The following is a 13,771-nucleotide window of genomic DNA, read 5'->3' as shown; positions in this document are numbered from 1 at the left end:
ACTGATTACCCGGCCATAGACTGTGGATGTGAGTGATTTCTCTTTCGTTCCTTCCGCACCCCGCAGCCGCGACACCTGGCTCCTCAAGGCGCTCGCCGCCGATCTGGAGGAGGCCGGATACACCGTGAACGGTGTGGCCGAATTCCTCGGAGAGGACGCATCGGCGGCCCTGCAGCGCGACCAGTTGGTCCCTGCGCTGCTGGCCTGCCGGGCGGAAGCCGAGGCTGCCTCCCCCCGCCGGGTGGCCGTTCCCGTCCAGCTCTGGCTTCTGGGCGAAACGGCGGAGCGCGCCGAACTCGACGGCGCGCTGCCCCGCACAGGCACGGAAGGCCTACTGGAACTCGGGCTGATTGAACGCGGCCGCGTGTTCGGCACCTTCCGCGCCGCGGTGGACCTTCGCCCCTACGGCACGGACGACGGCGGCACAGGGTCCGACGGGAACCCGGACGGCGACCTTTGGGTGGCCAGCGACTTGGGCAGCCACCAGCGCCCCGGAGTGCTCCGCCGCGACCATGTCCTGGGTATCGGGCAGGCCTCCCTGAGCCTGGCCCAGCTCACCGTGCGCGCACCCGTGGGCCGCGCCCTGGACCTCGGGACCGGCTGCGGTATCCAGACTTTCCACCTGCTCCGGCACGCGGACCACGTCACGGCCACCGATGTTTCCGAGCGTGCGCTCGCCTTCACCCGGTTCAACCTGATGCTCAACTCGTCGCAGCTGGACATCGATCCGGACCAGCCCGGGGAACGCTTCACCCTTCGGCTGGGAAGCCTGCTGGAACCGGTGGCGGAGGAGAAATTCGACCTCGTGGTCTCCAACCCGCCGTTCGTCATCACCCCGCGCACCGGTGAGGACAGCGACCGGTACACCTACCGTGACGGCGGCCTGGCCGGGGACGGCATTGTTGCCGCGCTGGTCTCCGGACTGCAGGACGTCCTGCGCCCGGGCGGCACCGCGCAGATGCTGGGCAACTGGGAGATCCCGGAGGACCGGGAGCAGGACTGGTCAGCCCGGGTCGAAGAGTGGCTTCCGGAGGGGACGGATGCCTGGGTCATCCAGCGGGAGACCCTCACCCCGTCCGAATACGCCGAAATGTGGCTCCGTGACTCCGCGCAGGGCCGCGACCGTGAAGAGTACGCTGCGGCGTACGCCGGCTACCTGGAGGACTTCGCCTCCCGGAGTGTCGGGACTGTGGGATTCGGCTCATTCTGGCTGCGCCGGCGACGGAAGCCCGGGGCTGAGCCGCTGCGCCGGTTCGAAGAGATCACCCATCCCATCGAGCAGCCCATGGGGCCGCACCTCGACGCCGCTGTCCGCCGGTTCGACTGGGTCAGCGCCCGCGGCGACCTCACCGACGTGCACCTCCTGGTGGCCGACGACGTCACGGAGGAGCGCCACCAGCGTCCCGGAGCCGAGCATCCCGGGGTGATCCTGCTCCGCCAGGGTGCCGGGCTGCGGCGCACCAACCTCATGAGCACTGAGCTCACCGGATTCGTGTCCGCGTGCGACGGCGAACTGTCCGCGGGGCAGATCATCTCGGCGCTGGCCGCCCTGCTGGACCGTCCGGATCCTGAGTTTGGCCGGGAGCTGATCGCGGAAGTGCGTAATCTGGTGTTGGACGGGTTCCTCGTTCCGGACCGCTGGTAGGCGGCGCACCTGTCCCCGGGCAGGTCAGTGCCTGCGGTGCTTTCCAGTTACCCTAGTGCTGGGGCATCGCGCATACTGTCTGTGGATGAACCGGACTGCGGATGCACCAAAGCGCCGGAACGAAGCGCCCCTAAACTCATTTGAACCACCTTTGTTACGTAGGAGAACAGTGCCAGTTAAGGCAACGGACAAGAAGACCGGCAAGAAGCTTGTAATTGTCGAGTCTCCGGCCAAGGGCAAGACCATCGCCGGGTACTTGGGCGAAGGCTTCGAGGTGACGGCATCGATGGGTCACATCCGCGATCTTCCGCAGCCCTCCGATCTGCCCGCCGAGCTGAAGAAGACGGGTGTCGGCAAGTTCGCCGTCGACCTCGACAACGACTTCGAGCCGTATTACGTGGTGTCCGCAGATAAGCGGAAGAAGGTGGCTGAGCTCAAGGCCGCACTGAAGGACGCCGATGAGCTCTATCTCGCAACTGACGGTGACCGCGAAGGTGAAGCCATTGCGTGGCACCTGCTGCAGGTGCTCAAGCCCAAGGTCCCGGTCCACCGGCTGACCTTCCCGGAAATCACCCGCGAAGCCATCCAGCGTGCCCTGCTGGAAATGCGCGACGTTGACGTGGCCATGGTGGACGCCCAGGAAACCCGGCGCATCCTTGACCGGTTGTACGGGTACGAGATTTCCCCGGTGCTCTGGCGCAAGGTCGCCCGCGGCCTGTCCGCCGGGCGCGTGCAGTCCGTCGCCACCCGCCTCGTGGTGGAACGCGAGCGGGAGCGCATGGCGTTCCGCGCGGCGTCGTACTGGGACCTGGTGGGAACCTTCGCCACCGAAGCCGCCGAGAAATTCAAGGCCCGCCTGGTCGCCGTCGACGGCGCCCGCGTGGCCACCGGCAAGGATTTCACCGACCGCGGTGAGCTGAAGTCCAAGACCGCCGTGCACCTGGACGAAGCGGCGGCCGTATCGCTTGCCGCCGGCCTGGAATCGGCCGCGTTCAGCGTCCGTTCCGTGGACACCAAGCCGTACACCCGCCGTCCGGCCGCCCCGTTCACCACCTCCACCCTGCAGCAGGAGGCCGGCCGCAAGCTGCGCTTCTCCTCGCGGGTGACCATGCAGGTGGCCCAGCGGCTGTATGAAAACGGTTACATCACCTATATGCGTACGGATTCCCCGGCGCTGTCGGACCAGGCCATCAACGCGGCCCGCCGCCAGGCTTCGGAGCTTTACGGTCCCGAATACGTCCCCGAAGCCCGCCGCGTGTACAAGGGCAAGTCCAAGAACGCCCAGGAAGCGCACGAGGCCATCCGCCCCGCCGGCGACTCCTTCCGGACCCCGGCGCAGGTCGCGTCGTCGCTGCGCGGCGACGAGTTCCGGCTTTACGAGCTGATCTGGAAGCGCACCGTCGCCTCCCAGATGGCCGACGCCAAGGGTTCCACCGCTTCCGTGCGCATCGGCGGGGTGTCCACTGACGGCCGCGACGCCGAGTTCTCGGCCTCCGGTACCGTCATCACCTTCCGCGGCTTCATGGCTGCCTACGAGGAGGGCCGCGACGCCGTCCGCGAGGACGACGAGGCCGAGGGCACCGAAGGCGCCCGCCTGCCGGTGCTGAAGGCCCAGGACGCCCTGACCGCTGCGGACATCGCCGCCGGCGGCCATGAGACCTCCCCGCCGCCCCGGTTCACTGAAGCGTCGCTGGTGAAGATGCTCGAAGAACTCGGCATCGGCCGCCCCTCCACCTACGCTGCCACCATCTCCACCATCATGGACCGCGGCTATGTCACCAGCCGCGGACAGGCGCTGGTGCCGAGCTGGATCGCGTTCTCCGTGGTCCGCCTGCTGGAGGAACACTTCACGGACTACGTGGATTACGACTTCACTGCCGAGCTCGAAGAGGACCTGGACCGCATTTCCCGCGGCGAAGCCGGCCGTGTGGAGTGGCTGAACCAGTTCTACTACGGCGACCGGGTGGAAACCGGCCTCCACACCATCGTGAACGACCTTGGCGAGATCGATGCCAAGGCGATCAACTCCATCGAGATTGCCGACGGCATCGTGCTGCGCGTGGGCAAGTTCGGCCCGTACCTGGAGCGGCCGCTGCCCGCCGACGCCCCCGAAGGGACCGAGCCCGAGCGGGCGAACGTCCCCGAGGATCTGGCCCCTGACGAGCTCACCGCCGCCAAGGCCCTGGAACTGATGGAGACCGCCGCCCCCGAGGAGCGCGTGCTCGGCACCGATCCCGAGACCGGCCGGACGATCGTGGCCCGCAACGGCCGCTATGGTCCCTACGTGATCGAACTGATTCCGGAGATCACCGAGGAAGAGCTGGCGAACCAGCCGGTGGAGTACTACAAGAACGGCAAGCCCAAGCCACCGAAGAAGCCGGTGAAGGCCAAGCCGCGCACCGGTTCGCTGTTCAAGTCCATGAGCGTGGAAACCGTGACCCTGGACGAAGCGCTGAAGCTGATGAAGCTGCCGCGCGTCCTGGGTACCGACGCCGAGGGCAACGAAATCACGGTGCAGAACGGCCGGTTCGGTCCGTACCTGAAGAAGGGAACGGACTCGCGCTCCATCGGTTCCGAAGAGGAAATCTTCACGATCACGCTGGAGCAGGCGCTGGAGATCTACTCCCAGCCCAAGCAGCGCGGCGGCCGGCAGGCGGCGGCGCCGCTGGCGGAGTTCGGTGCCGACCCCGTTTCGGAGAAGCCGATTGTGGTCAAGGACGGCCGCTTCGGCCCGTACATCACGGACGGCATCACCAACATCACGGTGCCGCGTTCCACGGCCATCGAGGAGCTGACCCGCGAGCAGGCAATCGAACTGCTGGCGGAGAAGCGCGAGAAGGGTCCGGCCAAGAAACCCGTGAAGAAGCGTGCTGCACCCCGTAAAGCCGCGGCAAAGAAGTAGGAGCCGGTAGAGCGATAATGGAACCATGCGCCTAGGCGTCCTCGACATCGGGTCCAACACCGTCCACCTCCTGCTGGTGGACGCGCACCCCGGTGCCCGCCCGGCTCCTTTTGCCTCGCACAAGCGGCCGCTGCAGCTGGTGTCGTATTTGGACGCCGACGGCGGGGTAAGCCGGGCCGGGCAGGACGAGCTGATCGGCTTCATCAACGAAGCCTGGGATTTCGCCCGCCGCCACGGTGCCCAGGACCTGCTCGCGTTCTCGACGTCGGCGATCCGGGAATCGGCCAACGGCGCCGAGGTGCTGGCCCGGGTACACCGGGAAACCCCGGTGCGGCTGGAGGAACTCTCCGGCGGGGACGAAGCCGCAATGACGTTCCTTGCCGCCCGCCGCTGGTACGGCTGGGGTGCCGGCTCCATTCTGGACCTGGACATTGGCGGAGGCTCCTTCGAAATGGCCCTGGGCCAGGACGAGCTTCCGGAAATCGCCCGCTCCCTGCCGCTGGGTGCGGGGCGGCTGACCCGGGACTGGCTCCCCGGGGACCCACCCACGCCCAAGAGCATCAAGAAGCTGCGCAAGTACATCCGCGGCATGGTGGAGGAAGTAGCCGGGGAGTTTGCTGCCTTTGGCCGGCCGGACCTCGTCACGGGCACGTCCAAGACCTTCCGTTCCCTGGCCCGCATTGCCGGCGCCGCGCCGTCGGCCGCCGGTCCGTTCGTGCCCCGCGTGCTGACCCTGGAGGACCTTTCCCTCTGGACCAAGCGGCTGGGCGCCATGAGTGCACGGGACCGCGCCGACCTGGACGGCGTCTCGGCGCTGCGGGCTCCGCAGATGCTTGCGGGAGCCCTGGTGGCGCAGGCTGCCATGGAGGCCTTCGACGTGCCGGTCCTGAAGATCTGCCCCTGGGCGCTGCGTGAGGGCTTGATCCTGCGCCGATTCGATACCCTGCGTTTTGAGACAACCGGTGACCTGCCCCGCGGTCCCGTCGAGGGGGAAGAATTCCTCGTGGAAGCGGGTCCCTCCCTCAATGGAAGCTGACATGTCGACGTCCCTATCAGAGCCGCAGACCGGACATTCCGCCGCCATCCCGGTGGCGCTGTCCAGTTCCTCCGTGTACCCACTGTCCGTTCACGACACCTTCGCCATGGCCCATGACCTGGGGTATGACGGCGTGGAAGTCATGGTGACCAACAGCCAGGTCAGCCAGGACCCGGATGCCTTGAAGGACCTGAGCGACCGGTATCAGCAGCCGATCCTCGCCATCCACGCTCCCACCCTGCTCCTGACCCAGCAGGTCTGGGGCAAGGCCTGGACGAAGATTGAGTTGTCCGCGGCGATGGCTGCTGAGGTGGGAGCCTCCACCGTCGTCACGCACCCGCCGTTCCGCTGGCAGACCGGTTACGCGGAGAACTTCGCCGAGGGCGTGGAGGACATCGCTGAACAGTACGGGGTCACCATTGCGGTGGAGAACATGTACCCGTGGCGGGTCCGCGGACGTGAGGCGAAGGCCTACCTGCCGCACTGGGACCCGGTGCCGCAACCCTACGAAAACATCACCTGGGACTTTTCCCATGCCGCCATCGCCGGCATGGATTCCTTTGAACAGATCCGCAAGCTCGGGCCACGGCTCCGCCACGTCCACCTGACCGACGGCACCCCGAACGGCAAGGACGAACACCTGCTTCCGGGTGAAGGCACCCAGCGGTGCGGCGAGGCGCTCTCCTACCTGGTTGATTCCGGTTTCAGCGGGGTGGTGGCCGTGGAGGTCAGCACCCGGAAGGCACGGGGAGCGGGGGAGCGCGAGGAGCAGCTGAAGCAGACCCTGGAATTCGCACGGGAGCATCTGCGGCCCAAGGCTGTGCTGTCGGGCCGCGACGTCCAGTAAAGGGTCCTGGCAGGCCCGCCGGACCATCCGCATGCACAGCATGACAGAATCGAAATCATGGACACGGCACAGAATCCCCGACTGACTTTCCTTGGCTGCGGCTCGATGAACGAAGCGATCCTTGGCGGGATCCTCGCTGGCGGCCTTGAGCCCGGGCAGGTTACCGCCACCGTCCGGCGCACCGAGCGGGCCGAAGAACTCCGCGCAGCCCACGGGATTACCGTCCTGGCCGGGAACGCGGACCCGGAGGCCAACCGGAAAGCGGTGGCCGGTGCCGACCTCGTCATCGTAGGCGTCAAGCCCGTGGGAGTTGCGGACCTGCTGCGGGAAATCGCGGCGGACCTGCCCCGCGGCGCCGTGGTGCTCAGCGTGGCGGCAGCCGTACCGCTGGCCCTGATGGAATCGCTGCTGCCCGAAGGCCAGCCCGTGATCCGCTCGATGCCGAACACCCCGTCCCGCCTGGGCCGCGGCGTCACGTCCATTTCCGCCGGACACTCTGCGGGACCGGAAGCCATGGACCTGGCTCGCCGGATCCTCTCGGCAACGGGCACCGTGGTGGAGGTACCCGAGGAACAGGTCGACGCCGTTTCCGCCGTCAGCGGCTCCGGCCCCGCGTACGCGTTCTACATGGCCGAGGCCATGGCCCGTGCCGGCGTGGAACTGGGCCTGGACCCGGACCTCTCGGCCCTGCTGGCCCGCGAGACGGTGGCCGGAGCCGGATACATGCTGGCCGAGCCCGACGCCGACGCTCCCACCCTCCGGCGCAGCGTGACCAGCCCGAACGGCACCACCGAAGCGGCCATCCGCACCTTCGACGAACTCAACCTGCCGGGCATTATCGAATCCGGCGCCCGTGCGGCTGCGGCCCGGGCACAGGAAATCACCGAGCAGCTGACCGCGTAGGCATACGGACCTAACCGGCCCACTCTTGCGTCCAGCCGGGCGTAGCACCCGTCCCGCGCGCTATTGCGTCTGGCCGACGGCGGCTGACCGCACCAGCTCCGTCTCGCCGCTGCTGACGAAGCGTCCAGGTGCGAATCGCCGTAAGGCGTGGCGGAGGCGGCTTTAATATTCCAAGCGAGCTCTGCGAGCGAGGAATTTCGTTGCCGCCGGAGCCACACCTGGAGGCGACCCACAGGCGACCCGGAAAGCCCCGGAGCCGAAACCCTACGGCCGCGCCGCAAACCGTTCCAGCAGATCCACGTGCCCGGACACGATCAGCGTGTCCCGGCTGGAGACCTTGGTGTCCGGCTGAGCGTAGGTGAAGTCCTCGCCCGGGGACTTCACGCCCACCACGGTGACGCCGTACTTGGCACGCACATTGGACTCACCCAGGGTGAAGCCCTGCGTCTCCTTGGGCGGGTACATCTTCACGATCGCGAAACCGTCGTCGAACTCGATGAAGTCCAGCATCCGCCCGCCCACCAGGTGCGCTGCCCGCCGGCCGGCGTCGGCCTCCGGATAGATCACGTGGTTCGCGCCGATGCGGGTGAGGATCTTGCCGTGTGCCGGGGTGATGGCCTTGACCCACAGGTGCTCGATGCCCAGGTCCACGAGGTTCACGGTGATCAGCACGCTGGATTCGATCGAGGTTCCCACGCCCACGACGGCGGCGGAGAAGTCTTCGGCGCCGAGCTGCTTGAGCGCCTCGATATTGGTCGCGTCGGCCTGGATCACGTGCGTGAGGATGCCCGAGGCCTTCTGCACGAGTTCCGGATCGCGTTCCACGGCCAGGACCTCGCGGCCCTGCCGGACCAGCTGCTCGGCGGTGGCCGCACCGAAGCGGCCCAGCCCGATAACCAGGACCGGTGCGTTGTGTGGGGGTCTGTCAGCCAATGATCGGCCTTTCTTCGGGGTAGTGGTAGAGGGTGTTGCGGTGCCGCACGGCCAGGGCCGCGGCAAGAGTAATGGTGCCCACGCGTCCGGCGAACATCAGCATTGACAGGACATATTTGCCCGACGGCGGCAGGGCCTCGCTGAGCCCGGTGCTCAGTCCCACTGTGGCGAAGGCCGAAATGACCTCGAACAGGACCGGCTCCAGGGATTCATCGGTGATGACCAGGAGCGCGGAGGTGGCGACGGCGACGAGGGTGGCACCCAGGATGGTCACCGAGATGGCCACCCGCATGGCGCCTTGGGGGATGGTGCGGCCGAAGGCCCGGACATCGGCGTCGCCGCGGGCTTCGGCGACCACGGCCAGGAACAGGACGGCGATGGTGGTGACCTTGATACCGCCGGCCGTGGAGGCGGAGCCGCCGCCGGCGAACATCAGCATGTCGGTGATGAGCAGGGTGCTGGAGTCCAGGTCCGTCATGGAGACGAGGTTGAAGCCGCCGGACCGGGTCATGACCGAGGCAAAGATGGAGTGGATGATTTTGTCCCCCACGGACAGGTCCCCGATGGTGCTGCTGTTGAACCACTCGAAGGCGCCCCAGAGTACGGCTCCGGCCACCAGCAGGATGCTGGATACCAGCACCGTGAGCTTGGTGTGCAGGTTCCATTTGCTGACCATGGCACGGGTCTGCAGGAGGACCATGATGACGGGGAAACCGAGGGACCCGATGAAGACGCCGAACATGAGCGGCACCAGGATCCACAGGTCCTCCTCGTACGGCACCAGACCGTCGGAGTGCGGCGTGAAACCGGCGTTGTTGAACGCGGAAATGGAATAGAAGACCGCGTGCCACACCGCCTGGCCGGGGGACTCGCCCAGGATCATGAAACGCGGTGCCATGACCAGGGCCAGGGCCAGCTCAATCACGACGGCGGTGCTGAAGACAATGCGCAGCAGGTGGCCCACTTCGCCGAGGCGGCCGGTGTTCATGCCTTCCTGCGCCATGAGCTTGCCGCGGACGCCGAGGCGCTTGTTCACGGCCAGGGCCAGCAGCGAGGCCAGGGTCAGGATGCCCAGGCCGCCGACCTGGATGGCGATCAGGATCAGCACCTGCCCGAACGTAGACCAGTACGTGGCCGTGGAAACCACCGTCAGGCCGGTGACGCAGACCGCCGAAACAGCAGTAAAGAAGGCGTCGTGCAGCGGCGTGACTTCGCCGCTGCTGGACGCCGCCGGAAGGCTCAGCAAAGCGGTGAAAAGCAGGATGACGAGACTAAAGACGAAAAGCGCCAGCCGGGCCGGCCGGCCGCTGACCACTCCGCCCACGGCGCCACGGATTCCGCCCACGGCGCCGCGGATCCCGGCAACAATGGCGGGACCGCTATGCTCCTTCTCGAGCATGGATTGCCGGGGGAATGCCATGGATGGTTCCAGTTCTTTTCCGCGGTGGTTCCGCACAGTAGTAGCACTTATCCGGCTGAGGGGCGCGGACACCAATATCAGAGTAGCGCCCGCATCACGTAGCCTGTCTGCATGATCAGTTCCGGGCTAAGCCTTCCTATTATGCCGACGTGCATTGTCTGGGATGAATCCATGCTGGCTTACGACTTTGGCAAAGGGCATCCGATGAGCCCGGCACGCCTGGATCTGACGGCCCGGCTGGCACGCGAACTGGGGCTCTTCGAGCTCGAAGGCGTCCGTTTGACCGAGCCCTATGTTGCCTCTGCGGCGGACCTCCTGACCGTCCATGGTTACGAATACATCAGTGCCGTGCAGGCCGCCGGTGCCGACCCCTCGAACTGCAACACACTGCTGGGACTGGGCACGGAGGACACCCCTGCCTTCGCCGGCATGCACGAGGCCAGTGCCCGGCTGGTCGGCGGCTCCCTGGCCGCGGCGGACGCCATCCTGTCCGGCAAGGCGACGCACGCAGTGAACTTCGCCGGCGGCATGCATCACGCCGGCTACGAGAAAGCGTCCGGATTCTGCGTGTACAACGACGCCGCGGCCGCCGTCGCGCGGCTCCTCGCCAACGGGGTGCAGCGGGTGGTGTACATCGACGTCGACGCCCACCACGGCGACGGAACACAGAACATATTCTGGGACGACCCGCGGGTCATGACCATTTCCATCCATGAAAGCGGGCTGACCCTGTTTCCCGGGACGGGGTTTGCCAATGAGACCGGCGGCAAGGAGGCCGAAGGTACTGCTGTCAACGTTGCCGTGCCGGCACGCACCTCCGACGCCGGCTGGCTGAGGGCGTTCCATGCGGTGGTTCCCCAGCTGACCGAGGCCTTCGCCCCGGAAGTCATCGTCAGCCAGCACGGCTGCGACAGCCACAAGGACGATCCGATGACCAGCCTGCGGCTTTCCGTGGAGGCCCAGCGGCAGGCTGCCCTCACGATCAGTGACCTGGCAGGACGGCTGTGCGAAGGCCGCTGGATAGCCACCGGCGGGGGCGGCTACAACGTGGCCTCCGTGGTTCCGCGGTCCTGGGCCCTGCTGATGTCCGTGGCTGCCAACGGGCGGGTCCGTCCCTCCACCCCGCTGCCTTCGGCCTGGCGGGACTATGTGCTGGAAAAGCACGGCGTGAAGTGTGGCGAGACCCTGGGTGACGGTGCCGACCTCTGGTGGCGGTCCTGGGAAGTGGGCTACGACCCGAACGACGAAATCGACCGGACGGTCATGGCCACCCGCAAGGAGCTTTTCCCGCTGCACGGGCTCGACCCGTGGTTCGACTGATCCCCGTGTGGCCGGGATGCTCCCGGTCGCATATGCGGATAGGGTAATTCCCATGGTCTTTGACGATGTGTTTGCAGTAATCGCGGAAGGTACGCGGCGTGAGATCCTCGGCGCTCTACGTACCGGCGACAAGTCCGTAGGGACACTGGTGGAGGAGCTCGAGGTCAGTCAGCCCACGGTCTCCAAACACCTCAAGGTGCTGCGCGAAGCAGGCCTCGTCTCCATGCGCGCCGACGGCCAGCGCCGCTACTACTCCCTGGAAACCGCACCGCTGGAGGAACTGGTCCTGTGGCTGCGGGCGTTCGACCTCCCGTCCTTCACGGAGTCCGCGCCCCGGCTGGCTTCCGTTTCCGCCGGCCCTCCGCTCGCCACCGCGGCTGCCGTCGCCGCCGGCACCCTGGTGCCTGGCGCCGTCGAGACCCGGCCCCTGCCCGTGGACGCCGGCGTGCAGAACCTCGGCCGCACGGTGGGACGTGCCGCCGAACGTGCGGCGGACCTGTTCGGGCAGCTGCCCAAATTCCGCCGCCGCCGGCCCTAGGAATACGGTCTGCAGCTGCATAGGTCCGGTCATGCATCGCCTCCCGGGTACCGGCGGGGCTAGCGTAGTCCTGAAGGGGGAACCCAAACCCTTGAGGAGCAGCACATGGAACGTGTCCTGACGCGCGTACGCGACGACGTCTTCCGCCGGAATCCCGGCGAGACGGAATTCCACCAGGCCGTGGTGGAAGTCTTCGACTCCCTGGCACCGGTGCTGCGCAAGCACCCCGAATTTGCCGAAGCGGCCATCCTGCAGCGGATCTGCGAACCCGAACGGCAGATCATTTTCCGGGTGCCCTGGGTGGACGACAAAGGCCAGGTACAGATCAACCGGGGTTTCCGGGTGGAGTTCAACTCCGCTCTGGGCCCCTATAAGGGTGGACTGAGGTTCCACCCTTCCGTGTATCTGGGCATCATCAAGTTCCTTGGCTTCGAGCAGATCTTCAAGAACGCCCTGACGGGCATGCCCATCGGCGGAGGTAAAGGCGGCTCGGATTTCGACCCGCGCGGAAAGTCCGACGCCGAGGTGATGCGTTTCTGCCAGTCCTTCATGACGGAGCTGTACCGGCACATCGGCGAGTACACGGATGTTCCGGCCGGGGACATCGGCGTCGGCGGACGCGAAATCGGATTCCTCTTCGGGCAGTACAAACGCATTACGAACCGCTATGAATCCGGCGTGCTCACCGGTAAGGGCGTCAGCTGGGGCGGGTCCCTGGTCCGTCCCGAGGCCACCGGCTACGGCGCCGTGATGTTTGTCGAGGAAATGCTGAAGACGAAGGGCATGAGCCTGGACGGGCAGCGGGTGATCGTCTCCGGCTCCGGGAACGTGGCCATCAACGGCATTGACAAGGCGCAGATGCTCGGCGCCACAGTGGTGGCCTGCTCGGATTCCTCGGGCTACGTGGTGGATGAAAAGGGCATCGACGTTCCGCTGCTGCGGCAGATCAAGGAAGTGGAGCGGGGCCGGATCTCGGAGTACGCCGAACGCCGTGGGCACTCCGTGCACTATGTGGCAGGCGGGTCCATCTGGGACGCGGGGGCCGGCGTCGCGCTTCCCTGCGCCACCCAGAACGAACTGGACGAGGCGGATGCGCTGGCACTGATCAAGTCCGGGGTGCGGGCGGTTGCGGAAGGGGCGAACATGCCCTGTACACCCGCTGCCATCAACGCGTTCCAAAGCGCCGGAGTGCTGTTCGGACCGGGCAAGGCCGCCAACGCCGGCGGCGTCGCCACCTCCGCCCTCGAGATGCAGCAGAACGCCAGCCGGGATTCCTGGTCCTTCGACCATACGGAACGCCGGCTCAGCGAAATCATGGTCAATATCCATGAGCGGTGTGCCCGGACGGCTGAGGAATATGGTTCGCCGGGGGACTACGTGGTGGGTGCCAATATCGGCGGCTTCGTCAAAGTTGCCGATGCGATGCTCGCCCTGGGCGTGATTTAGGGGCTGCCTTGCCCTGCCGGGCCTGCAGCGGCAGAAAGAACTTCCACTATGGTTACTCCTGCCACTACAGTAGGGACCATACGGGGCCATAAGTGACGCACGTCGCAGGAGGCCGGTGACGCGATGTCCTTCAGCCAGGTGCTCCTAACTGCCATGCTGCGGGAGCGGCGGCAATGAGCAAAGGAACGGGAATAAATGGCAGACGAGGGAAACTTCTCGGATGTGCGGTTTCTGACGGTGTCGGAAGTCGCCGACGTCATGCGCGTCTCCAAAATGACCGTTTACCGGCTGGTCCACTCCGGCGAACTGCCGGCGGTCCGCTTCGGACGGTCCTACCGTGTGCCGGAATCGGCCGTTCAGAAAGTGCTCCGGGACGCCGTCATCGACCGGCGTTCGGACACCGCTTAAACCTCTGGAGGGGCAGCAGCAGCGTCCCTTGATTCCTGCGGGTTGGAAGCTGTCAATTTCCACAGCGCCGAAGCTGTACCCTGTTAAGGAACGTTTTAATCGTCGCCAGTAACTACCGGCATGCAGCCCCTGTGCCCACGGCAGCAGGGGATGGGCGCCGGTGACTCCTAATAAGTTTGTGAGGACTCTGTGGGTTCAGTAATCAAGAAGCGCCGCAAGCGTATGGCCAAGAAGAAGCACCGCAAGCTGCTTCGCAAGACCCGTCACCAGCGTCGCAATAAGAAGTAACTTCTTCTCAGCGACCGTTGCCAGCGGGCCCCGGCTGTACGCCCGGTCCCGCTACGGCAGAGCCCGCCAGTCCTCACGGATAGGC

The 13,771-nt window shown here is 66.4% G+C and carries 12 protein-coding genes; 10 read left to right on the top strand and 2 right to left on the bottom strand.

What is annotated here, in order from left to right; translation table 11 throughout:
* The first annotated feature begins 28 nt into the window (after positions 1 to 28).
* From QNO10_RS12195 to proC, 5 genes are all read left to right on the top strand, one after another.
* Positions 29 to 1,645 carry a DUF7059 domain-containing protein gene (locus QNO10_RS12195; RefSeq protein WP_229946954.1) on the top strand — a complete coding sequence of 539 codons (1,617 nt, stop codon included), beginning with the start codon at positions 29 to 31 and terminating at the stop codon, positions 1,643 to 1,645.
* A 169-nt stretch (positions 1,646 to 1,814) separates the two neighbouring features.
* Positions 1,815 to 4,547: a type I DNA topoisomerase gene (topA, locus tag QNO10_RS12190; RefSeq protein ID WP_229946957.1), complete on the top strand. Its 2,733-nt coding sequence runs from the start codon at positions 1,815 to 1,817 to the stop codon at positions 4,545 to 4,547.
* 25 nt (positions 4,548 to 4,572) lie between these two features.
* Positions 4,573 to 5,583, top strand: coding sequence for a Ppx/GppA family phosphatase (locus tag QNO10_RS12185; RefSeq protein ID WP_229946959.1), 1,011 nt, complete (start codon positions 4,573 to 4,575; stop codon positions 5,581 to 5,583).
* A 1-nt stretch (position 5,584) separates the two neighbouring features.
* Complete coding sequence (locus tag QNO10_RS12180) at positions 5,585 to 6,430, top strand: sugar phosphate isomerase/epimerase family protein (RefSeq protein WP_229946961.1); 846 nt, start codon at positions 5,585 to 5,587, stop codon at positions 6,428 to 6,430.
* A 57-nt stretch (positions 6,431 to 6,487) separates the two neighbouring features.
* The gene (gene proC / locus QNO10_RS12175; protein ID WP_229946963.1) at positions 6,488 to 7,333 is read left to right on the top strand and encodes a pyrroline-5-carboxylate reductase; all 846 of its coding nucleotides are present in this window, start codon (positions 6,488 to 6,490) and stop codon (positions 7,331 to 7,333) included.
* A 264-nt stretch (positions 7,334 to 7,597) separates the two neighbouring features.
* Here the strand turns inward: proC and QNO10_RS12170 are convergent, their stop codons facing one another.
* Both QNO10_RS12170 and QNO10_RS12165 read right to left on the bottom strand, forming a co-directional pair.
* Entirely contained in the window at positions 7,598 to 8,266 is a 669-nt protein-coding gene (locus QNO10_RS12170; RefSeq protein WP_229946965.1) for a potassium channel family protein, read from the bottom strand.
* Positions 8,259 to 9,686, bottom strand: coding sequence for a TrkH family potassium uptake protein (locus tag QNO10_RS12165; protein WP_229946969.1), 1,428 nt, complete (start codon positions 9,684 to 9,686; stop codon positions 8,259 to 8,261). The genes QNO10_RS12170 and QNO10_RS12165 overlap by 8 nt, the downstream gene beginning before the upstream one ends.
* A gap of 141 nt (positions 9,687 to 9,827) precedes the next feature.
* Between QNO10_RS12165 and QNO10_RS12160 the strand changes: the two genes are divergently transcribed.
* The 5 genes from QNO10_RS12160 (at position 9,828) to QNO10_RS12140 (ending at position 13,686) form a co-directional block, all read left to right on the top strand.
* Positions 9,828 to 11,006, top strand: coding sequence for an acetoin utilization protein AcuC (locus QNO10_RS12160; protein WP_229946972.1), 1,179 nt, complete (start codon positions 9,828 to 9,830; stop codon positions 11,004 to 11,006).
* Between the two features lie 52 nt (positions 11,007 to 11,058).
* The gene (locus QNO10_RS12155) at positions 11,059 to 11,544 is read left to right on the top strand and encodes an ArsR/SmtB family transcription factor (RefSeq protein ID WP_229946974.1); all 486 of its coding nucleotides are present in this window, start codon (positions 11,059 to 11,061) and stop codon (positions 11,542 to 11,544) included.
* 105 nt (positions 11,545 to 11,649) lie between these two features.
* The gene (gene gdhA / locus QNO10_RS12150) at positions 11,650 to 12,990 is read left to right on the top strand and encodes an NADP-specific glutamate dehydrogenase (protein ID WP_229946976.1); all 1,341 of its coding nucleotides are present in this window, start codon (positions 11,650 to 11,652) and stop codon (positions 12,988 to 12,990) included.
* Between the two features lie 195 nt (positions 12,991 to 13,185).
* Positions 13,186 to 13,398 (top strand): helix-turn-helix domain-containing protein, encoded by a 213-nt coding sequence (locus QNO10_RS12145; RefSeq protein WP_227912631.1) that lies wholly within the window; start codon positions 13,186 to 13,188, stop codon positions 13,396 to 13,398.
* A 189-nt stretch (positions 13,399 to 13,587) separates the two neighbouring features.
* On the top strand, positions 13,588 to 13,686 hold the full coding sequence (locus tag QNO10_RS12140; RefSeq protein WP_003792170.1) for a 30S ribosomal protein bS22: 99 nt from the start codon (positions 13,588 to 13,590) through the stop codon (positions 13,684 to 13,686).
* Positions 13,687 to 13,771: the final 85 nt, after the last annotated feature.

Source organism: Arthrobacter sp. zg-Y919 (assembly GCF_030142045.1).
In the GTDB taxonomy this organism is placed as follows: domain Bacteria; phylum Actinomycetota; class Actinomycetes; order Actinomycetales; family Micrococcaceae; genus Arthrobacter_B.
Note: the sequence above shows the minus strand (reverse complement) of the source record. Positions and strands in the feature narration are given on the sequence as shown.